22 protein-coding genes are annotated in these 21,062 nt (G+C 60.0%); 14 read left to right on the forward strand and 8 right to left on the reverse strand.

Annotated features, from left to right (window positions below; translation table 11 throughout):
• Nucleotides 1-11: 11 nt before the first annotated feature.
• The gene (lldD, locus tag R0140_RS10990; RefSeq protein WP_064176248.1) at nt 12-1,196 is read right to left on the reverse strand and encodes an FMN-dependent L-lactate dehydrogenase LldD; all 1,185 of its coding nucleotides are present in this window, start codon (nt 1,194-1,196) and stop codon (nt 12-14) included.
• A 379-nt stretch (nt 1,197-1,575) separates the two neighbouring features.
• On the opposite strand from lldD, the gene R0140_RS10995 reads away from it, so the two are divergent.
• The 8 genes from R0140_RS10995 (at nt 1,576) to R0140_RS11030 (ending at nt 8,858) form a co-directional block, all read left to right on the forward strand.
• On the forward strand, nt 1,576-1,773 hold the full coding sequence (locus R0140_RS10995) for a hypothetical protein (RefSeq protein WP_004203090.1): 198 nt from the start codon (nt 1,576-1,578) through the stop codon (nt 1,771-1,773).
• Nucleotides 1,774-2,246: 473 nt separating this feature from the next.
• Nucleotides 2,247-2,624 carry a Fe-S cluster assembly scaffold SufA gene (gene sufA / locus R0140_RS11000; protein ID WP_008804464.1) on the forward strand — a complete coding sequence of 126 codons (378 nt, stop codon included), beginning with the start codon at nt 2,247-2,249 and terminating at the stop codon, nt 2,622-2,624.
• Between the two features lie 2 nt (nt 2,625-2,626).
• The gene (sufB, locus tag R0140_RS11005) at nt 2,627-4,114 is read left to right on the forward strand and encodes a Fe-S cluster assembly protein SufB (RefSeq protein ID WP_008804465.1); all 1,488 of its coding nucleotides are present in this window, start codon (nt 2,627-2,629) and stop codon (nt 4,112-4,114) included.
• 16 nt (nt 4,115-4,130) lie between these two features.
• Nucleotides 4,131-4,877, forward strand: coding sequence for a Fe-S cluster assembly ATPase SufC (gene sufC / locus R0140_RS11010; protein WP_004184415.1), 747 nt, complete (start codon nt 4,131-4,133; stop codon nt 4,875-4,877).
• Nucleotides 4,852-6,126, forward strand: coding sequence for a Fe-S cluster assembly protein SufD (gene sufD, locus R0140_RS11015; protein ID WP_012541393.1), 1,275 nt, complete (start codon nt 4,852-4,854; stop codon nt 6,124-6,126). The genes sufC and sufD overlap by 26 nt, the downstream gene beginning before the upstream one ends.
• On the forward strand, nt 6,123-7,343 hold the full coding sequence (sufS, locus tag R0140_RS11020) for a cysteine desulfurase SufS (RefSeq protein ID WP_008804467.1): 1,221 nt from the start codon (nt 6,123-6,125) through the stop codon (nt 7,341-7,343). The genes sufD and sufS overlap by 4 nt, the downstream gene beginning before the upstream one ends.
• An 11-nt stretch (nt 7,344-7,354) precedes the next feature.
• Nucleotides 7,355-7,771 carry a cysteine desulfuration protein SufE gene (gene sufE, locus R0140_RS11025; RefSeq protein ID WP_008804468.1) on the forward strand — a complete coding sequence of 139 codons (417 nt, stop codon included), beginning with the start codon at nt 7,355-7,357 and terminating at the stop codon, nt 7,769-7,771.
• A gap of 100 nt (nt 7,772-7,871) precedes the next feature.
• Entirely contained in the window at nt 7,872-8,858 is a 987-nt protein-coding gene (locus R0140_RS11030) for a L,D-transpeptidase LdtE (protein WP_008804469.1), read from the forward strand.
• Between the two features lie 61 nt (nt 8,859-8,919).
• Here R0140_RS11030 and R0140_RS11035 read toward each other — a convergent pair whose 3' ends face one another.
• Both R0140_RS11035 and pykF read right to left on the reverse strand, forming a co-directional pair.
• Nucleotides 8,920-9,156 carry a major outer membrane lipoprotein gene (locus R0140_RS11035; protein WP_007374746.1) on the reverse strand — a complete coding sequence of 79 codons (237 nt, stop codon included), beginning with the start codon at nt 9,154-9,156 and terminating at the stop codon, nt 8,920-8,922.
• A gap of 311 nt (nt 9,157-9,467) precedes the next feature.
• Complete coding sequence (gene pykF, locus R0140_RS11040) at nt 9,468-10,880, reverse strand: pyruvate kinase PykF (RefSeq protein WP_012541397.1); 1,413 nt, start codon at nt 10,878-10,880, stop codon at nt 9,468-9,470.
• Between the two features lie 137 nt (nt 10,881-11,017).
• Between pykF and R0140_RS11045 the strand changes: the two genes are divergently transcribed.
• Together R0140_RS11045 and fumD are read left to right on the forward strand one after the other, a co-directional pair.
• Nucleotides 11,018-11,149, forward strand: coding sequence for a hypothetical protein (locus tag R0140_RS11045; protein WP_004217210.1), 132 nt, complete (start codon nt 11,018-11,020; stop codon nt 11,147-11,149).
• A 236-nt stretch (nt 11,150-11,385) separates the two neighbouring features.
• On the forward strand, nt 11,386-11,598 hold the full coding sequence (fumD, locus tag R0140_RS11050; protein ID WP_012541399.1) for a fumarate hydratase FumD: 213 nt from the start codon (nt 11,386-11,388) through the stop codon (nt 11,596-11,598).
• Between the two features lie 17 nt (nt 11,599-11,615).
• On the opposite strand, the gene R0140_RS11055 is transcribed toward fumD, so the two are convergent.
• The gene (locus R0140_RS11055) at nt 11,616-12,254 is read right to left on the reverse strand and encodes a TetR/AcrR family transcriptional regulator (RefSeq protein WP_008804472.1); all 639 of its coding nucleotides are present in this window, start codon (nt 12,252-12,254) and stop codon (nt 11,616-11,618) included.
• Nucleotides 12,255-12,380: 126 nt separating this feature from the next.
• Between R0140_RS11055 and R0140_RS11060 the strand changes: the two genes are divergently transcribed.
• The 4 genes from R0140_RS11060 (at nt 12,381) to R0140_RS11075 (ending at nt 17,280) form a co-directional block, all read left to right on the forward strand.
• Nucleotides 12,381-14,234, forward strand: a complete 1,854-nt coding sequence (locus R0140_RS11060; protein WP_049162336.1) for a bifunctional sugar phosphate isomerase/epimerase/4-hydroxyphenylpyruvate dioxygenase family protein — start codon at nt 12,381-12,383, stop codon at nt 14,232-14,234.
• 71 nt (nt 14,235-14,305) lie between these two features.
• Nucleotides 14,306-15,628 carry an MFS transporter gene (locus R0140_RS11065; RefSeq protein WP_023322833.1) on the forward strand — a complete coding sequence of 441 codons (1,323 nt, stop codon included), beginning with the start codon at nt 14,306-14,308 and terminating at the stop codon, nt 15,626-15,628.
• A gap of 15 nt (nt 15,629-15,643) precedes the next feature.
• On the forward strand, nt 15,644-16,480 hold the full coding sequence (locus tag R0140_RS11070) for a shikimate dehydrogenase family protein (protein ID WP_032730639.1): 837 nt from the start codon (nt 15,644-15,646) through the stop codon (nt 16,478-16,480).
• Nucleotides 16,481-16,536: 56 nt separating this feature from the next.
• Entirely contained in the window at nt 16,537-17,280 is a 744-nt protein-coding gene (locus tag R0140_RS11075) for a substrate-binding domain-containing protein (RefSeq protein ID WP_064176249.1), read from the forward strand.
• Here the strand turns inward: R0140_RS11075 and R0140_RS11080 are convergent.
• The 4 genes from R0140_RS11080 to R0140_RS11095 form a co-directional block, all read right to left on the reverse strand.
• Complete coding sequence (locus R0140_RS11080) at nt 17,264-18,013, reverse strand: ABC transporter ATP-binding protein (protein WP_016161291.1); 750 nt, start codon at nt 18,011-18,013, stop codon at nt 17,264-17,266. The genes R0140_RS11075 and R0140_RS11080 overlap by 17 nt on opposite strands.
• The gene (locus R0140_RS11085; RefSeq protein ID WP_016161290.1) at nt 18,010-19,017 is read right to left on the reverse strand and encodes a FecCD family ABC transporter permease; all 1,008 of its coding nucleotides are present in this window, start codon (nt 19,015-19,017) and stop codon (nt 18,010-18,012) included. The genes R0140_RS11080 and R0140_RS11085 overlap by 4 nt, the downstream gene beginning before the upstream one ends.
• Nucleotides 19,007-20,065 carry an ABC transporter substrate-binding protein gene (locus tag R0140_RS11090; RefSeq protein WP_032735874.1) on the reverse strand — a complete coding sequence of 353 codons (1,059 nt, stop codon included), beginning with the start codon at nt 20,063-20,065 and terminating at the stop codon, nt 19,007-19,009. Before R0140_RS11090 ends, R0140_RS11085 begins: the two co-directional genes overlap by 11 nt.
• 92 nt (nt 20,066-20,157) lie before the next feature.
• On the reverse strand, nt 20,158-20,970 hold the full coding sequence (locus R0140_RS11095) for a DNA-binding transcriptional regulator (RefSeq protein WP_064176250.1): 813 nt from the start codon (nt 20,968-20,970) through the stop codon (nt 20,158-20,160).
• Nucleotides 20,971-21,062: the final 92 nt, after the last annotated feature.

The raw sequence follows: 21,062 nt of genomic DNA on the forward strand, positions 1-21,062 counted from the left end.
CCCGGGCAGCGTCAGGCGGGTAAGGATGCCGGCACCGCATGAGTGCGATGTTGATCCTGTTCGAGGCGGTCAAGGCAATCGAGGCTGATGGCCGATGGCGAGGTCGCGCCGGTGAGGGTCATGGTGACCTTCATATCCTCGGCAAATAAGCGCAGCAGATGCGCCACGCCCGCTTCGCCCGCCGCGGCCAGGGCATAAATATAGGCCCGCCCGAGCAGCACACCCTTCGCGCCGAGGGCCAGCAGGCGAATGACGTCCACGCCGGAGCGCACCCCGGAATCAGCAAGCACCGTCAGATCGTCGCCGACCGCATCCACCACCCTTGGTAGCGCCCGGGCAGTGGGAATGGCGCCATCGAGCTGTCTGCCGCCATGATTCGACACCACAATGCCATCGGCACCGAGGCGCACGGCATTGCGCGCATCGTCGGCATCGAGGATCCCTTTGATGATTAATTTCCCTTGCCAGCTGTCGCGGATCCACTCCAGATCGTGCCAGGCGATGGACGGGTCGAAGTTGTTGCTGATGAACCCCATGTAGTCGTCCATGGTCATTTTGTGGCCGGTGTAGGCTTCTATATTACCGAACGACAGGGGCCTGCCCGCCAGCCCGACGTTCATTGCCCAGCGTGGATGAGTACAGGCCTGGAGATACTGTCGCAGGGTGGCGTGCGGCCCGGACATGCCTGATCGATTATCCCGATACCGCGAGCCGGGGATCGGCATATCGACGGTGAATACCAGGGTTTTCATGCCGGCGGCCCACGCGCGCTCCAGCGCATTACGCATGTAGCCGCGATCTTTCAGCACGTACAGCTGGGACCAGAGTGCGCCGCTGGCCTGGCTCGCCACCTCTTCAATGGAGCAGACCGACACCGTGGACAGGGTGTACGGGATCCCGGCGCGGGAGGCGGCGCGGGCCGCCTGAACTTCGCCGCGGCGGGCGTACATCCCGGTGGCGCCGACCGGCCCCAGCGCCACGGGCATCGCCCATGAGGCATCAAGGATCGTGGTGGCCAGCGTCGGTTCGCCCGCCCCGCACAGCACGCGCTGGCGAAGGGCTACCGAAGCAAGCTCGGTGGCGTTGGCGTTCATGGTATTTTCCGCCACCGCGCCACCGTCAATATAATCGAAAAGGAAGCGGGGCAGACGGCGACGAGCGGCTTCGCGATAATCGCTGGGGGCTGAAACAATCATTATTATGTCCTTATGTCTTTTAACCTAAGTGGATGTTCTGCAGGCAAAAAAACTATAGGCTTCTAAAAACCGGTGGGGAAATGAAATATTAGCATCCCAGCTATTCCCTGCTGGAATAATCTGGTTTTATCGCTGAGGCTGTTATTTCCTTTTTTTACTCTTCGGCGCGCGCGTTATTTTTATTTATTTCCGCGCAACGTGAAGCTGGCAAAATAAAGACCCGGTATGAGGCGACAGCGCTTTGCGCCATCGCCACCAGGGGGAAGGAGAGATCAGCGCGGCGTCTGCGTTTTCCGGGAGGTGTAAAGAAGATGAATTTGAAATTGAGCTGGTGGTATCTTTTGCTAGCCTTTCTCTGGAGGACAGACGGAGCGACACCATGAAAGATAAAGATGAACAAACGGCATTGATTGGCATGGCCATCGGCGCGGCGGTCATTAGCTTAGTGGCTACACAGAAGCAGATTAATCAGGGGAGTATCGTGGATGAACTGGTGAGACTGGGCAGACAGAAGGGGGACGGGGTGGAAGATGAGGTTTTTGTTCAGGCCGCCCGCCTGGTCAGAAAAGGCACCTAGCCAACCGCGACCCTGCCTGGCAATCCATTTACCCGTTTCATCACAGTTTTCATTCCCTGGATCGCGGCCTGGCGAGCGGCGATTGTTGCTTTCCGAAAGCGTCACGGACTGGCGCTTTCTTATCCTGACCACCGGACCTGCGCCTTCTCGGCCTTGTTGGCCTTTAGGTGACACTGTCACTTTTCCTTCTCCAGGCTGTGCGATAAACAGGAACCGGGTCATCTGCTATTGCATAAATCGGTATTTTCGATACATCTTTACCATTGCGTGCGAATATAGAACGATTTCAGAATAACATATTATAAATCAAAAGATTAAGTTCACCCTGCACACCCTGATAATCCCCGGGCGAGGGTCTATGCTTATAAAAAGCGCTAAATGGGGCAATACCCCTGCTGCAGATGGGTTGAAGTGATAATCATTATCACTAACATGGCGGTATGCCTTGATGGCGCCAACCTGGAGGTCTATCGATGGAAGTACAAGCAGGAACCTTTAATCCCGCCGATTTTAGCTGGCAGGGACTGACCATGACGCCGGCCGCTGCCGCGCATATTCGCGATCTGATGCGCAAGCAACCGGACAAAAAAGGGCTGCGGCTGGGGATAAAAACCAGCGGCTGCGCCGGTTTTGGCTATGTGCTCGAAATGATTGCCGAGCCGGCAGCCGACGATCTGCTCTTTGAACATGACGGGGCGAAACTGTGGGCGCCGCTGCAGGCGATGCCGTTCATTGACGGCACGGAGCTCGATTACGTCCGGGAAGGTTTAAATGAAATCTTTAAATTTCATAACCCGAAAGCGCAGCACGAGTGCGGCTGTGGCGAAAGTTTTGGGGTGCAGGCGGAGTAACTATGTCGCGTAATACTGAAGCAACTGACGATGTCAAAACCTGGACCGGCGGCCCGCTCAATTATAAAGAGGGCTTTTTCACCCGGCTGCAGACCGATGAGCTGGCCAAAGGGATTAATGAAGAGGTGGTCCGGGCCATTTCCGCCCGTCGCAATGAGCCGCAGTGGATGCTGGAGTTTCGGCTCAATGCTTTCCGGGCATGGCTGGAGATGGAGGAACCGCACTGGCTGAAGGCGCATTACGATAAGCTGAATTATCAGGACTACAGCTACTATTCCGCCCCCTCCTGCGGCAACTGCGATGAGACCTGCGCTTCAGAGCCGGGCGCGGTGCAGCAGACCGGGGCCAACACCTTCCTGACCAGCGAGGTGGAAGAAGCCTTTAACCAGCTGGGCGTGCCGGTACGTGAAGGGCGCGAGGTGGCGGTGGACGCCATATTCGACTCGGTGTCGGTGGCGACCACCTACCGCGAAAAGCTGGCGGAGCAGGGGATCATCTTCTGTTCTTTCGGCGAGGCGATCCACGACCATCCGGAACTGGTGAAAAAGTATCTGGGCACCGTGGTGCCAGGCAATGACAACTTCTTTGCCGCGCTGAACGCCGCGGTGGCCTCGGATGGCACCTTTATCTATGTGCCGAAGGGCGTCCGCTGCCCGATGGAGCTGTCGACCTATTTCCGCATCAACGCCGAAAAGACCGGGCAGTTTGAACGCACCATTCTGGTGGCCGATGAAGGCAGCTACGTCAGCTATATTGAGGGCTGCTCGGCGCCGGTGCGCGACAGCTATCAGCTGCATGCGGCGGTCGTTGAAGTCATCATCCATAAAGATGCGGAAGTGAAATACTCCACGGTGCAGAACTGGTTCCCCGGCGACAACAACACCGGCGGCATTCTCAACTTCGTCACCAAGCGTGCGCTGTGCGAAGGGGAGAACAGCAAGATGTCATGGACCCAGTCGGAAACCGGCTCGGCCATCACCTGGAAATACCCCAGCTGCATTCTGCGCGGCGATAACTCGATCGGCGAATTCTTCTCGGTAGCGCTGACCAGTGGTCACCAGCAGGCGGACACCGGCACCAAAATGATCCATATCGGCAAGAACACCCGCTCGACCATCATCTCGAAAGGGATCTCCGCCGGACACAGCCAGAACAGCTATCGCGGGCTGGTCAAAATCATGCCGACCGCGACTAACGCCCGCAACTTCACCCAGTGCGATTCGATGCTGATCGGCCCGGACTGCGGGGCGCATACCTTCCCGTATGTGGAATGCCGCAACAACAGCGCCCAGCTGGAACATGAAGCGACCACTTCGCGGATTGGCGAAGATCAGCTGTTCTACTGTTTACAGCGCGGGATCAGCGAAGACGATGCCATCTCGATGATCGTCAACGGTTTCTGTAAAGACGTCTTCTCCGAACTGCCGCTGGAGTTCGCCGTCGAAGCGCAAAAATTGCTGGCCATTAGCCTTGAACATAGCGTCGGCTGATAATTAAGGAAAAAAGATGTTAAGTATTCAAGATTTACACGTCGCCGTCGAAGATAAAGCTATCCTGCGCGGGCTGAACCTTGAGGTGCGCCCGGGGGAGGTCCACGCCATTATGGGGCCAAACGGCTCGGGGAAAAGTACGCTTTCGGCCACCCTGGCCGGGCGTGAGGATTACGAGGTGACCGGCGGCCGCGTCGAATTTAAGGGTAAAGACCTGCTGGAACTTGCCCCGGAAGATCGCGCCGGAGAAGGTATCTTTATGGCCTTCCAGTATCCGGTGGAAATTCCCGGCGTCAGCAACCAGTTCTTCCTGCAGACCGCGCTGAATGCCGTGCGCAACTATCGCGGCCAGGAGCCGCTGGATCGCTTCGACTTCCAGGATCTGATGGAAGAGAAAATCAGGCTGCTGCAGATGCCGGCAGATCTGCTGACCCGCTCGGTGAACGTTGGCTTCTCCGGCGGTGAGAAAAAGCGTAACGATATTCTGCAAATGGCGGTGCTGGAGCCGGAGCTGTGCATTCTTGATGAGTCAGATTCCGGGCTGGATATTGATGCACTGAAGATTGTCTCGGAAGGTGTCAACTCGCTACGCGACGGCAAACGCGCCTTCATCATTGTCACCCACTATCAGCGCATTCTTGACTATATCAAGCCGGACTACGTCCATGTTCTGTATCAGGGGCGGATCGTGAAGTCGGGGGATTTCACCCTCGTCAAACAGCTGGAGGAGCAGGGCTATGGCTGGCTTACCGAACAGCAGTAACGCGCTGCAGCAGTGGCACCACCTGTTTGAAGCGCAGGGCGGCCAGCGTACGGCGGAGGCCACCCAGCATCTGCAGCAGCTGCTGCGCCTGGGGCTGCCGACACGTAAGCACGAGGACTGGAAATACACCCCGCTGGATGCGCTACTCAACGGTCACTTTGTCGCCGACGAGGGGGCATCGCTCAGCGCTGAACAGCGTGATGCGCTGGCGCTGCCGCTGGACGCCTGGCGGCTGGTGTTTATCGATGGCCGCTATCATCCTGAGCTGAGCGACGATCTCGCCGCCAGCGGCGTGGAGGTCAGCGTCGATAACCAACGCCAGCATCTGCCGGATGCTTTGCATCCGGAGGTGTTTCTCCATCTGACCGAAAGCCTGGCGCAGACGGTGACCCGCCTTCGCGTACCGCGCAACCGCCGCCTGGATAAGCCGCTGCTGCTGATGCATATCACCCGCGGTCTGGCCGGCGATGCGCTGAATACCGCCCACTATCGCCATCACCTGGCGCTGGAAAGCGGGGCGGAGGCGACCGTGGTCGAACATTACCTGAGCCTCAATGAGCAGCCGCACTTCACCGGCGGGCGACTGACCATGACGGTGGCCGATAACGCGCACCTCCAGCATATCAAGCTGGCGTTTGAGAACGCGCTCAGCTACCACTTCGCCCATAACGACCTGCTGCTGGGCCGCGACGCCTCGGCCTTCAGCAGCAGTTTCCTGCTCGGCGGGCAGGTGCTGCGTCATCACACCAGCACCCGCCTGGGCGGTGAAAACAGCAATCTGCGCCTCAATTCGCTGGCGATGCCGGTGAAAAATGAGGTCTGCGACAGCCGCACCTGGCTCGACCATCAGGTTGGCTACTGCAACAGCCGCCAGCTGCACAAAACCATCGTCAGCGATAAGGGCCGGGCGGTGTTTAACGGGCTGATCAACGTCGCGCCGCACGCGCTGAAAACCGACGGCCAGATGACCAATAACAATCTGCTGCTTGGGCGGCTGGCGGAGGTCGACACCAAACCGCAGCTGGAGATTTACGCCGATGACGTGAAATGCAGCCACGGGGCGACCGTCGGGCGCATTGATGAAGAACAGCTGTTCTATCTGCGCTCGCGCGGTATCGAACAGCAGGCGGCGCAGCAGATGATCCTCTACGCCTTCGCCGCCGAGCTCACCGAGGCTATCCGCAGCGATGCGCTCAGAGAGCAGGTGCTGGCGCGGATTGGACAGCGTTTGCCGGGAGGCACTGTATGACATTTTCAGTAGAACGGGTTCGCGCCGATTTTCCGGTACTGAACCGGGAGGTCAACGGTCAGCCACTGGCCTATCTCGACAGCGCCGCCAGTGCCCAGAAGCCGGAGGCGGTGATCGGCGCCGAAGCGGAATTCTATCGCCACGGCTACGCGGCGGTGCACCGCGGCATCCATACCCTCAGCGCGGAAGCCACCGCGCGGATGGAAGCCGTGCGTCAGCAGGCGGCCACCTTCCTTAACGCCGGGTCGGCGGAGGAAGTGGTGTTCGTCCGCGGCACCACCGAGGGTATTAACCTGGTGGCCAACAGCTGGGGAAACGCCAACGTCGGCGCCGGGGATAACATCATCATCAGCGAAATGGAGCACCACGCCAACATTGTGCCGTGGCAGATGCTGTGCGCCCGCGTCGGGGCTGAGCTGCGGGTGATCCCCCTGAACCCGGACGGCACCCTGCAACTGGATGTTGTCCCGGGACTGTTTGACCCGCGCACCCGCCTGCTGGCGATAACCGAGGTCTCCAACGTGCTGGGGACGGAAAACCCGCTGGCGGCGCTGATTGCCCTTGCGCATCAGCATGGCGCGAAAGTGCTGGTGGATGGCGCCCAGGCGGTGATGCACCACCCGGTAGATGTGCAGGCGCTGGGGTGCGATTTCTACGTCTTCTCCGGACACAAGCTGTATGGCCCGACCGGGATCGGCGTGCTCTATGGCCGTTCCGAGCTACTGCAGGCGATGGCGCCATGGGAAGGCGGCGGGTCGATGATCGCCACCGTCAGCCTGACGGAAGGCACCACCTGGAATCGGGCGCCGTGGCGCTTTGAGGCCGGTACGCCGAATACCGGGGGGATCATTGGCCTCGGCGCGGCGCTGACCTACGTCAGCCAACTGGGGCTGACGCAGATCGCGGAGTACGAGCAGACCCTGATGCGCTATGCGCTGGAGGCTCTGCGCGCCGTGCCGGATCTGATCCTCTACGGGCCGGCGCAGCGCAAGGGGGTGATCGCCTTTAACCTCGGCCAGCATCACGCCTATGACGTCGGCAGCTTCCTCGACAACTACGGTATCGCGGTGCGAACCGGGCACCACTGCGCCATGCCGCTGATGGCCCGGTATCAGGTACCGGCTATGTGTCGGGCCTCGCTGGCGATGTACAATACCACGGAAGAGGTGGACCGCCTGGTGGCCGGCCTGCAGCGGATCCACAAATTATTAGGGTAAAGGACGTGACGATGGCGGCACTACCAGACAAAGACAAACTGTTGCGCAATTTTAGCCGTTGCGCCAACTGGGAAGAGAAGTATCTCTATATCATTGAGCTGGGCCAGCGGCTGGCGCCGCTAAGCCCGGAAGAACATAGCGTGCAGAACATTATTCAGGGCTGCCAAAGCCAGGTGTGGATTGTGATGGCGCAGGACCCCTCCGGCGTTATCACCCTGCGCGGTGACAGCGATGCGGCGATCGTCAAAGGGCTGATTGCGGTGGTGTTTATCCTTTATGATCGGATGACCGCCCAGGATATCATCGAGTTCGATGTGCGCCCGTGGTTTGAAAAAATGGCGCTCACCCAACACCTGACGCCTTCCCGCTCGCAAGGGCTTGAAGCCATGATCCGTGCGATCCGCGCGAAAGCCGCAAATATTAGCTAGAATAAACAGGTAGATTTCATTCTGTTACGTCCGGTAGGGGTTCTGCTCCTGCCGCCGTTCAGTCTCCTGGCGTTTTATCAGCGAAAGAAGGAATCTCAGTATGAAACGCAAAACGATGATCACCTTAGCCCTTCTCAGCGCGCTTGGCGTCTCCTCGGCCGCCTGGGCCGTCGACTACCCGCTTCCTCCCGCCAACAGCCGGCTGATTGGCCAGAACCAGTACTGGACCGTACAGGAGGGAGACCGCAACCTGCAGGCGATCGCCCGCCATTTCGATACCGCGGCGATGCTGATCCTCGAAGCCAACGATACCATCGCGCCGGTGCAGCCGAAGCCTGGTACTCAGGTCCTGATCCCCTCCCAGATGCTGCTCCCCGACGTACCGCGAGAGGGGATTGTCGTCAACCTTGCGGAACTGCGGCTGTATTACTTCCCGCCGGGAGAGAATCAGGTGCAGGTCTATCCGCTGGGTATCGGCCAGTTAGGGCTGGAAACGCCTGAGATGACCACCCGCATCGGGCAGAAGATCCCCAACCCGACCTGGACGCCCACCGCGGGCATTCGGGCGCGTTCGCTGGAGAAAGGGGTGACGTTACCGGCGGTGGTCCCGGCCGGGCCGTACAACCCGCTGGGGCGCTACGCGCTGCGTCTGGCCTATGGCAACGGCGAATATCTGATTCATGGCACCAACGCGCCGGACAGCGTCGGTTTACGCGTCAGCTCAGGCTGTATGCGAATGAACGCCGATGACATCAAAGCGCTGTTCAACCAGGTGAAAACCGGGACGCCGGTACGGATTATCAATCAGCCGGTGAAGTTTGCCGTCGAACCGGATGGTAAACGCTATGTCGAGGTCCACAGGCCGCTTTCGCAGACGGAAGGGGAAAACACCCGGACCATCGCCTACACGCTGCCTGCGGCGTTTCACGCCTTCGCAGAGGATAAAGCGGTCGATGATGCACAGCTGAAAAAAGCGATGTCGAGAAGGGCGGGATATCCGGTGGTGGTGTCCACGGGGACGGGGAGTGCGCCAGCTACGCTGTCGGCGCAGAACACGCCGTCAGACAACAGCCTGCTTACCCAGTAGCCCTCATGCTGAGGGCAAAAAAAATGGCGCACAGAGTGCGCCATTTTTATTACCAGAACTCTTACTTACGGTAAGAGTGAGCCTGGTTGTCCAGACGCTGGTTAGCGCGAGCTGCGTCGTCTTTAGCAGCCTGAACGTCGGAACGGATTGCGTTCACGTCGTTGCTCAGCTGGTCAACTTTAGCGTTCAGAGTCTGAACGTCAGAAGACAGCTGATCGATTTTAGCATTGCTGGAGCAACCAGCCAGCAGAGTAGAACCCAGGATTACCGCGCCCAGTACCAGTTTAGTACGATTCATTATTAATACCCTCTAGATTGAGTTAATCTCCATGTAGCGTTACAAGTATTACACAAAGTTTTTTGGGATGAGAATATTTTTTTTACCTGAACGCACTTATTTTTGATCGTTCGCTCAAAGAAGCATCGAATTGGACAAAATCGCTGAAAAAGGCGAGTGAAAACAGCGCGCTTCCATCGGATTCATCTTAGATAATCTCTTATTAAATAGTAAATTCCGATTTGCATTTTTAATAGGAAGAGCTAATCAATGAATAAAAAAAGCGCCCCGAGAGGCGCTTTATTAAAAAAAACCAATTAACCTGTAAATTATTACAGCACGTGTACGGAAGCCGTATTAGTGGTACCGCTCGGCACTAATGCGCCGGAAACCATCACCACCACGTCGCCTTTACGCGCGAGGCCGCTTTTCAGCGCCAGATCTTTGCCCAGATGATAGAAGTCATCGGTAGAGGCGATCTCTTCCACCAGCTGCGGCACAACGCCTTTGCTCAGCACCAGCTGGCGAGCGGTGGTTTCGTTGGTGGTCAGGGCCAGGATGGTGGCGTCCGGGAAGTATTTACGCACAGCGCGTGCGGATTTACCGCCCTGGGTGGCGACAACGATCAGCGGCGCTTCCAGTTTCTCAGCGGTTTCTACCGCGCCGCGGCACACCGCTTCGGTGATGCGCAGTTTACGATTGTCGTTATTGAAGTCCAGACGGCTGGTCATCACGCGGTCAGTACGTTCGCAGATGGTGGCCATGATGGTGACGGCTTCCAGCGGGTATTTACCTTTCGCGGATTCGCCGGACAGCATCACTGCATCGGTACCGTCGAGGATGGCGTTGGCCACGTCGCCGGCTTCAGCGCGGGTCGGACGCGGGTTCTTGATCATGGAGTCCAGCATCTGAGTCGCGGTGATAACCACTTTGCGCGCGCGGATACATTTTTCGATGATCATTTTCTGGGCGAAGATAACTTCTTCAACCGGGATCTCAACGCCCATGTCGCCACGAGCAACCATGATGCCGTCAGAAGCTTCGAGGATTTCGTCGAAGTTGTTCAGGCCTTCCTGGTTTTCGATTTTGGAGATGATCTGGATGTTTTCGCCGCCGTGGGCTTTCAGGTGCTCACGGATCTCGACGACGTCGGAACGTTTACGGATGAAGGAGGCCGCGACAAAGTCCACGCCCTGTTCGCAACCGAAGATCAGATCCTGTTTGTCTTTCTCAGCCAGCGCCGGCAGGGCGATGGAGACGCCCGGCAGGTTTACGCCTTTGTTCTCGCCAAGGTCGCCGTTGTTCAGCACTTTACAGATAACTTTGTTACCTTCGATAGCCGTCACTTCCATGCCGATCAGGCCATCGTCCACCAGAACGGTGTTGCCGACGGTGAGGTCAGACGTGAAGCCTTCGTAGGTCACTGCAACGATTTCGTTGTTGCCGACGACGGATTTATCGGTGGTGAAGGTGAAGGTCTGGCCTGCTTTCAATGAGACGTCGTTGCCGCCTTCCAGCTTGATGGTACGAATTTCCGGGCCTTTGGTGTCCAGCAGAATAGCGGCTTTCTTACCGGTTTTGCTCATCACATTGCGCAGGTTCTGGATGCGCTGACCGTGTTCCGCATAGTCACCGTGGGAGAAGTTCAGACGCATCACGTTCATGCCGGCTTCCAGCATTTTGGTCAGCATCTCTTCAGATTCGGTTTTCGGACCGATGGTGCAAACAATTTTGGTCTTTTTCATGACAGTTTTAGTCTTTAAGTTGTGAAGGATATGGAATTCTCGCTCCGCGGGCGCACTGCCGGGGAGCCAAACCTGTATTACGAAAGTTGCTAAGCCACGCCCTAAGGATAGGTGACAACCCCGGAGCGTGCAGAAGAATGTGTGCTGGCGGTTCAGCCCATGAAATGTGGCAAGGTGTTATGCGTTTTATCATGCAGTCCAATGCGCTGAAACCATTCAAGAAAGAATCGAAGCGCATTATACGCTGCCGAAATCAAAAAGGAAAATAAAAACCTCGTTTCAAATTATGGACAAAACGCGTAACAAAACCGGCACGTTATGCATAAAAGTACGCAACACATTTTTTCATCACCGGGCAGGCAAAGGGGCAGCGGAAGGCGCTTTTTCTCGCGTGATGAACCAGTAAAATGCGCCATTGGCCCATTCCGCCGGGGATAATTTGCGTTGCGGAAAAAATCTATCAATAATGAATTGATTGATAATAATAAAGTGCGAGCAAAACCAGATGGGAAATAAAGCCAAAGACGACGAGCTGTACCAGGAAATGTGCCGCGTGGTGGGTAAAGTGGTGCTGGAAATGCGAGACCTGGGACAGGAGCCGAAACACATTGTCATTGCCGGCGTACTGCGCACCTCGCTGGCGAACGCCAAAATTCAGCGTTCGGCGCTCACCGTGGAGGCCATGGAGAAAGTCATTCACGCCCTTTCCGGGCATTAACGTCTTTCGCCGGCGGGTCAGGAAATCACGAAGCGGATCACCGCCCGGACGGCAATGTCGCAGTGGTGGGCCACCATCGCTTCGTCGTCGATGGCGGGCAACGGATCGTCAAGGTACAGGCTGCTGAAGGTGTAGAAGTTCGACACCTGATAAAAGCTGAAGCTGCTGATTAACCGGTGCACATCGCGTGCTTCGAGCCCCGCCTGAAAGACGCCTTGCTGCTGGCCGCGCTGTAAAATGTCTTCCAGAATCGACAGGGCGGTACGATTCAGCGGTTTCAGTTCACCCGAGGTTTGTAACCACTTGCCGCGCTGCATATTCTCCATGCAAATCACCCGCATATAGTCCGCGTGGGTGGCGTGATAACGCACGCTCCAGCGCACCAGCCGCACCAGCGCCTCCACCGGCGGCACATTCTCCAGCCCCAGCTGCTGCTCGGTTTCGCGGATCCGCGCATACACATACTGCAGCACCTCCTGATAGAGCTGCTCTTTGCTTTTGAAGTAGTAAACCACCATGCGCTTGGTGGTCTGCGCTTCGGTGGCGATCTGCTCCATGCGGGCGCCTGACAGCCCGTGTTCAGCAAAAACAGCGATAGCAGCGCTGAAAATCCGCGCCTTCAGGGATTGTGCTTCATCATGAGCAACGACGGTCATGGCAACTCCTTTTTCTTGGGTGACAAAAAATACACATAATGATCACAATTTAGCAACCTAGTATGGCGCAAATGAACCAAATGATACATATTCAAGGCTCACGTCAGTTGTTGACCCGAGGACCTTATGCTGCGCTCTATCGCCACCGTTTCGATTTCCGGCACCCTGCCTGAGAAGCTGCACGCTATTGCGGCGGCGGGCTATCAGGGTGTGGAAATTTTCGAGAACGATCTGCTCTATTATACGGGGACGCCGGCGGAAATCCGCCAGCTTGCCGCCGATTTAGGGTTAAAAATCACGCTTTTTCAACCCTTTCGCGATTTTGAAGGCGCCAGCCGGGCGCAGTTTGCGGCGAATATGGCCCGCGCTCGGCGCAAGTTTGCCCTGATGCACGAGCTGGGCTGTGACACGCTGCTGCTGTGCAGCAATGTGCAGCCGGACTGCTCGGCGGATAGCGAATTGCAGGTCGCGGATCTGCGGGCGCTGGCCACGCTGGCGGAAGAAGAGGGGATCACCATCGGCTATGAGGCGCTGGCCTGGGGAACCCATGTGAACCGCTGGCAGCAGGCCTGGGAGCGGGTGCGGCGGGTGGACAGCCCGGCGTTGGGCCTGGTGCTCGACAGCTTCCATATTCTGGCCCGCGGCGACACGCTGGACGCGCTACCGTCGGTGCCGGTGGAGAAAATCACCTTTGTTCAGCTCGCCGATGCGCCGTACATGAAAATGGATCTCCTGGAATGGAGTCGCCATTTCCGCTGCTTCCCCGGGCAGGGCGAGCTGCTGCTGGAGGCGTTTGCCGAGCAGATCACCCGCTGCGGCTATCGCGGCCCCTGGTCGCTGGAGATCTTTAATGACGGTTTTCGCGCCTCGCCGAATGGCGCGACGGCCAAAGATGGTTATCGTTCGCTGCTGTGGCTGGAGGAGCAAACCCGCCGTCGGCTCCCGACGTGCGATGCGGATCTGTTTTCACCGCCGCCGCTGCCGGTCTATCACGGGCTGGAGTTTATCGAGTTTGCCGCCAGCGCCGCCGAGGCGCAGCGCCTGGGGCAGCATCTGCAGGCGCTGGGTTTTCAGCACGAGGGAAGCCACCGCTCCAAACAGGTGACGCTGTGGCGCAACGGCGGGGCGCGGATCGTCATCAACCATCAGCCCCACAGCTGGGCCGATCATTTCTATCAACGCCACGGCGTTTCGCTGTGCGCCATGGCGCTGCGGGTCGATCGCAGTGCGCCGATTGTGGCCCGCGCCCGCGCGCTGGGGTATGCCACCTGGCAGGGCGATGCCGGGCCGAACGAAACGCCGATCCCGGCGATCTGCGCCCCGGACGGTAGCCTTATCTATCTCATCGAGGCCGGGGAAGGGATCTATGAGCGCGATTTTCATCTGCGCGACGGACTGACGGTGCGCGAGGATTATCTCGGTATCGACCATCTGGCGCTGGGGATGGAGGCCGACAGCCGCGACAACTGGGTGATGTTCTTCCGCACGGTGTTTGGTTTTACCCTTGAGCATGAGCAGACGCTGCCGGACCCGTATGGACTGGTGCGCAGTCTGGCGGTGCGCAGCCCGCAGGGCGATATCCGTCTGGCGCTGAATATTTCGCAGAGCCGGGCGACGCAGATTGCCCGCTCGGTCGCCTGCTACCAGGGGGCAGGGCTGCAGCATGCGGCCTTTGCCTGCCGCGATCTGCCGGCCACCTGCGACCAGCTTGCCGACGTTGCCCGCCATGCGCTGCCGATCCCGGCCAATTATTATGACGATCTGCTGGCGCGCTTCGGCGGCGAGCTGGACGTTGGGCAACTGCAGCGGCGGCAGCTCCTCTACGACCGCGATCCGCAGGGCGGGGCCTTCCTGCATCTTTATACCCGCCCCTTTACCGCCGGGCGCTTTTTCTTTGAGTTAACCGAACGACGGGCCGGTTACGCGCTCTATGGCGCGGCGAATGCCGCCGTCCGTCTGGCGGCGATGCAGTATTGTTAGCCCGAATCAAATGGTTCATTATGCTTTAAACACAATAACAACATCCTCTGTACCCGAGACAGGAACTGACTATGAGCTCATATAGCCCTAACCCGACGGCTGCCGCCCAGCCTGCCGTCACCGTGCGCCGCTCCCGGCGGCGCATCGGCATCCTTGCGCTGTTGGCCGTTGGTACCATGATCAACTACCTCGATCGCACCGTGCTGGGGATCGCCGCCCCAAAGCTCACCGGTGAGCTGGGGATCGACCCGGCGATCATGGGTATCCTTTTTTCCGCCTTCGCCTGGACCTATGCCCTGGCGCAGATCCCCGGCGGGCTGTTCCTTGACCGCTTTGGCAACAAAGTGACCTATTTTCTGTCGCTGACCCTATGGTCGCTGTTTACCCTGTTCCACGGCATGGCGGTGGGGCTGAAAACACTGTTGCTGTGCCGCTTCGGACTCGGCATTAGCGAAGCGCCGTGCTTTCCGGTCAACAGCCGGGTGGTCAGCGCCTGGTTCCCGCAGCATGAGCGGGCGAAAGCCACAGCGGTGTACACGGTAGGGGAATACCTCGGGCTGGCCTGCTTTGCGCCGCTGCTGTTCTGGATCATGGACGGCTTTGGCTGGCGGGTGCTGTTCGTCAGCGTCGGCGCGGTCGGTATTCTGTTTGCCCTGGTGTGGTGGCGCTGCTACCGCGAACCGCATGAAGATCCGCGCCTCAGCCAGCAGGAGCGCGAGCATATCGAAAACGGCGGCGGCCTGAGCGCCCCGACGGACCAGCAGGTGGCGTTCAGCTGGCCGCTGGTCCGCCAGCTGCTGAGCAAGCGGCAGATCATCGGCGCCAGCATCGGCCAGTTTGCCGGCAATACCGTGCTGGTGTTCTTTCTCACCTGGTTCCCGACCTGGCTGGCCACCGAGCGGCATATGCCCTGGCTGAAGGTCGGCTTCTTCTCCATCCTGCCGTTTGTCGCCGCCGCGGGCGGGGTGATGTTTGGCGGCTGGATCTCCGACAAACTGCTCAAGGCCACCGGGTCGGCCAACCTTGGCCGAAAGCTGCCGATCGTCGCCGGTCTGCTGATGGCCAGCTGCATTATCACCGCCAACTGGCTGCAGAGCGACCTGGCGGTGATCCTGGTGATGTCGTTTGCCTTTTTTGGTCAGGGAATGGTGGGGCTTGGCTGGACGCTGATCTCCGATATTGCCCCGAAGGGGCTGGGCGGCCTGACCGGCGGCCTGTTTAACTTCTGCGCCAACCTCGCGGGGATCCTCACCCCGCTGGTGATCGGCTTTATCGTTGCCGGGTTCGGCAATTTCTTCTACGCGTTGATCTACATCGGCGGCGCCGCGCTGCTGGGCGTGGTGGCCTATCTGTTTATCCTCGGCGACGTCAAACGTATCGAGTTATCGCAGTAAGCAAAGGAGCAAGGCATGGTGATTAGTGGAAATACGCGGCTGATAGCGCACCTTGGCTATCCGACCGCCAGTTTTAAGGCGCCGATGATCTATAACCCGTGGTTCGTCGACCAGCAGGTGGACGTAAAGGTGGTGCCGATGGGGGTCAGGCCGGAGGACTACGCCGCGTTTATTCCGCCGCTGTTTACGATGACCAACATCATCGGCGCGCTGGTGACGATGCCGCATAAAATCGCCACCTGCGATCTGGTCCAGCGCCTGAGCCCGACGGCGGCCATCGCTGGCGCCTGCAATGCCATCCGTCGCGAGGCCGACGGCAGCCTCTCCGGGGATATGTTCGATGGCGACGGCTTTGTGCTGGGCCTGCGTCGTAAAGGGTTTAATCCGCAGGGGACGCGGGCGCTGGTGGTCGGCAGCGGCGGGGTGGGATCGGCTATCGCCGCCTCTCTCGCGGCGGCGAGAGTCAGCGCCCTGACCCTGTACGATACCCGGCCCGAGGTGGCGCACGCCCTCGCCGGACGGCTGCATCAGCACTATCCGCAGCTCGATATCACCCTGATGCAGCACGACCCTGTCGGACACGAGCTGGTGGTCAATGCCACCCCGCTGGGGATGAAGGCCAGCGATCCGCTGCCGCTGGACGTTGACCGTCTGGCGCCAGGCACCTGGGTGGGGGAGGTCGTCATGACCCAGGAGTACACCCCGCTGCTGAGGGCCGCTCAGGCGCGACAGTGCCATATCCAGCGCGGGACCGACATGTTGTTTGAAATGATCCCCGCCTATCTGCGCTTTTTCGACCTGCCGGTAGCCACCCCTGAGCAGCTGCGCGCGCTGGCGGAAATTCGCTACTGACACGACGGCAAACCGGGTAATATAGCGTTATATTATCCGGTTTATAGCGACTCTCTATGATGTCCACTCCTCTCACGCTGCTGGCGGCGGGAAGCCTGAGAAGCGCTTTCCTGCCGCTGGTGGCGCACTTTCAGCAGCACACTGGCCTGGCGGTCGATGCGCAGTTTGGCCCTGCCGGCCTGCTGCGCGAGCGGATCGAGGCCGGGGCGCCGTGCGCGGTTTTTGCGTCCGCCAACGCGGCGCACCCGCAGGCGCTGCTGCAGGTCGGTCTGGCGCAGGAATGCCAGGGATTTGCCGGCAACCAGCTGATGCTGACCGCCCGGCGGTCGCCGGACAACGATGGCCTGGACTGGCTGGCGCTGCTCAGCACGCCCCGCCTGCAGCTGGCGACCTCCACGCCGGGATGCGATCCGTCGGGAGATTATACCTGGCAACTGTTTGCCCGAATTGAGGCGCACTATCCTGGGTTGGGCAACGCGATAGCCGGGCGGGCGCAGCCGCGGGTCGGCGGTAGAGACTCACTGAGCGTGCCGCCGGGCGAGATAGCCGGCGCGTGGCTTATTCGCCAGAATCTGGCGGATCTGTTTATCGGCTACGCGCACTATGGCCCCGCGCTGGCCGCCTGCGACGATCTGCGTACCCTGACCATCCCGGCGCCGTGGAATATTCGCTGCGATTACCAGCTGGCGCGCCTCAGGGCGGATCCCGCCGCACTGGCCCTGTATCGCTTTATACTCGGCGACGTTGGCCAGAGGTATCTCCGGGAGGCGGGTTTTATGCCGTTTAGCGACGCAGAGTAAACCCCGGCGCCAGCAGAGGGGACGCGGAGGCGGCATAGTGGATCAGACGTACCGGCAGGCCGTACGCTTGCCGGAGGTGCGTTTCGCTCAGCACGTCGGCGGTCTCGCCTGCCAGCCACTGGCCCTCCGGCAGAAGCAGCAGCGTATGGCTGGCCACCTGCAGCGCATGGTTTGGATCATGGGTCGTGAACAGGACGGTGCGTGCCTGGCGGTGAGCGAGGTCGCCGATCAGCTGCAATACCACCTGCTGGTTACCGAGGTCCAGCGCCGAGCAGGGCTCATCCAGCAGGATATTCTGGCTGGCGCTGACCAGCGCGCGGGCAATCAGCACCAGCTGCTGCTGGCCGCCGGAGAGGGCGCCGAAGTCATCCCCGGCCAGGGCGGCAATCCCCAGCTGCGTCAGCGCGTTCTCAACCCGCCGGGCATCCTCCTCGCCAGGCTGGGCAAAGAGATCCACATGACGGGCGCGGCCCATCAGCACCACATCGCTCACGCGCCAGCGAAAAGCGGGACGAAACGACTGCGGGACCAGGGCGATGCCCCCCTCGCACTGCACCTGGCCGCCCAGCGGCGGCAACACGCCGGTCAGGGTGTCCAGCAGGGTACTTTTTCCCCGGCCATTGGCGCCCAGCACCGCCCAGATCTCACCGGGCCGGCAGGTCAGCGTGAGCGGGGCGAAGAGCGGCTGACGGTGGCCGTAGCGTAGCGCTTCCAGCGATAATGAGCTGTTCATCGGGCGGTACTCCGGCGCCGGGATTGCACCAGTAAAAAGGTAAACAGCGGCGCCCCGAGCAGGGCAGTGATGATCCCGATCGGGATTTCCGCCTGGGTCAGCGTGCGCGCCAGATCGTCCACCACCAGCATCAGCGCGGCGCCAAGCCAGAAGGCGGTGGGCAGCAGGCGACGATGGTCAGCGCCCACCAGCAGACGGGCGAGGTGCGGGACCACCAGCCCCATCCAGGCGATGCTGCCGCTGACCGCCACCTGGGCTGCCACCAGCACTGCACAGCACACCAGCACGCCGCGACGCAGCGCGGCCACCGGAACGCCAAGACTGCGGGCATCGCGTTCCTCCAGCGCCAGCAGGTTGATACGCCAGCGCAGCTTCCACAGCACCCCGGCGGCTAGCGCCATGGGCAGGGACATAAGCAGAACCTTATGCCAGCTGGCGGTCGCGAAGCTGCCGAGCAGCCAGAAAACAATGTTCGGTAACGTCTCTTCGCTATCGGCGAGGTACTGCATCAGGCTGACCAGCGCGGCGAAGAAGCCGCTGAGAATGATCCCGGACAGAATCAGCCCCAGCGTGCTGTCCCGCCCCTGCAGGGCGGCGAGGGCGTAAATCAGCCCCAGCGCGATGAGGCCGAAGAAAAAGGTCGAGGCCATCATCAGCAGACCGCCGACGCCCAACAGGATCGCCAGCGTGCCGCCGAAGGCGGAGCCGGCGGTCACCCCGATGATGTGCGGGTCCACCAGCGGGTTCTGGAACACGCCCTGCAAGGTGGCGCCGCACAGCCCCAGCGCGCCCCCGGCCAGCAGAGCCATGACCACGCGCGGCAGGCGAACCGACCAGACGATCTGCCCGATCACCCCTTCACCTGGCGGCAAATGGACCAGGGTGTGGCCAACGGCGCGCAGGCTTAACGGGTACTGGCCGAAACAGAGCGAGGCGACCGCGATCGCCAGCGTCGCCAGCGCCAGGCTACCCTGCAACCGCCAGGGATGGTGGTTAGCGCGCATCTGGCGTCCACGCCACGCGGTAAAAACGCTGATAGTAATCCCTGGCTTTACTGTCCACATCGATGCTCTGGTAGCGCGAAGGATAGAGTTTTTTCGCCATCCATAGCTCGCCCAGCGCCAGGGCCTCCGGCATCGGGTAACCCCAGGCTTTGGCGTACTCCGGCATCAGCCACACGCGGTGGTGTTTCACCGCATCGATCGCCTGCCACTGCGGGTCGTTCTCTATCTGTTTGACCACCTGCGGATAACGGTCCTGGACGAAGATCACCTGCGGGTTCCACTCCAGCACCTGCTCCAGCGACACCTGACGGGCGCCTTTTACGCTGGCGGCCGCCACGTTCAGCGCCCCGGCGTGCGCCATCATCAGCCCGGTGTATTTACCGGCGCCGTAGGTATTCAGATCGGGGTTGGCCATATACACCCGCACCCGCTGGTTCGGTGGAATATCGGCCACCGGCGCATTGGCTTGTTTGCGCGCCGCAAAGGTGTAGTGAATCAGCGCCTCGGCCTCGGGCTGGCGCTCGACGACCTCGCCGATAAGGCGGATCCCCTCCACCAGCCCGGCGTTATAGGCCTGCTCTTCGTCTGCCATGGTGGGGTTCATTTTATTTTTTTCACCCGCGGCGTCCTGGCGCAGCGAGATGGCCACCACCGGGATCCCGGCCTGTTGGATCTGCGCGATCATCGCCGGCGGCGCATAGTTGGCGACAAAAACCACCTGCGGACGCAGCGCCAGCAGGCTTTCAATATTGACCTGGGTGAGATCGCCTGGGGTCGCCAGTTGCCCGATCTCAGGCATAAAGCGGGCGAACTGCGGCCCGAGCTGTTTCTGCCAGCTGCTTAAGACGCCGACGATATCCTCTGCGGCATGCAGTTGCACCAGCAGGTTGAGCGTCTGATGTTGCAGAACCACGACGCGGGTGATGTGGTCGGGGAGCGTGACCTGGCGACCCAGCTGGTCGGTGACGGTGCGGTCGGCGACGGACTGGCCGGTGAACAGGCTGGCGCTGAGCAGCGTCAGGCCCAGCAGTAAGGGGTGTTTTGACATGGTGTGGCCCGAATGGCGTGAAAAATTCGTTATGTATTAAATTATATAACGAAGCCGGGCGCAATGGGTGATCGCATTTACCCTCATCACGATCAAGGCATTTCGTACCACACTTCTTCCTCTTCCATGCGGGCCTCTATCTGCCTCGCCACCCTCTGCAGGGCGGAAAGATGCTTCTGCGCCGCCTGCTCAATGGTCATTGCGCTGGCGATATAGACCAGATTCAGGCAGCCGATAACCCGCTGCTGGCTGCTGACCGGCACGGCGATGGAGGCGATTTTCTCCTCCTGCCGCCAGCCGCGGAAGTTTTCGCCATAGCCGTTCTGGCGGGTGCGGGCGAGGATCGCCGCCAGCCGTTCCGGTTCGCGGGCCAGCTGATACTCAGCTTCCGGACGGGCGGCCAGCATGCTGACGATGGCGTCGCGCTCCGCGTCGGGGGCAAAGGCCAGCCACGTCAGCCCGGAGGCGGTGAGCAACAGCGGCAGCCGCCGTCCGACCATCGCGCGGTGAAACGACAGCCGGCTGAAGCGGTGGGTAGTCTCGCGCACCACCATGGCGTCGACGTCGAGGGTGGTGATGTCTGTCGGCCATTGCACCTCGCGCAGCAGCTCGCCGAGCAGCGGCGTGGCGAGGGCAGAAATCCAATGTTCGTCACGAAATCCATCGCTCAGCTGGCGGACGTTAATGGTCAACCGGAAGCTGTCATCGGAGCGGCTGCGGCGGACAAAACCCTCCTCCTGCAGCGTCTCCAGCAGCCGGCGCACGGTGGTGCGATGCAGGCCGCTAAACTCCGCCAGCAGGCCCGGCGTCGCGCCGCCGTCGAATTTATTTAACAATTTTAATAACAATAAACCCCGGCTTAACCCACGCACCGTTTTGTACTCAGTGGACCCATCGTCACGCATAAATCCTTCCTTAAAATGCTTTATAAACAGTGTTGTGCACCTGGTGCACATTCGGCGATGTTTTGATTGTAGCCGAAAACCCCCGCCCTATA

The organism is Klebsiella sp. w6 (genome assembly GCF_033100215.1).
GTDB lineage: Bacteria > Pseudomonadota > Gammaproteobacteria > Enterobacterales > Enterobacteriaceae > Klebsiella > Klebsiella variicola.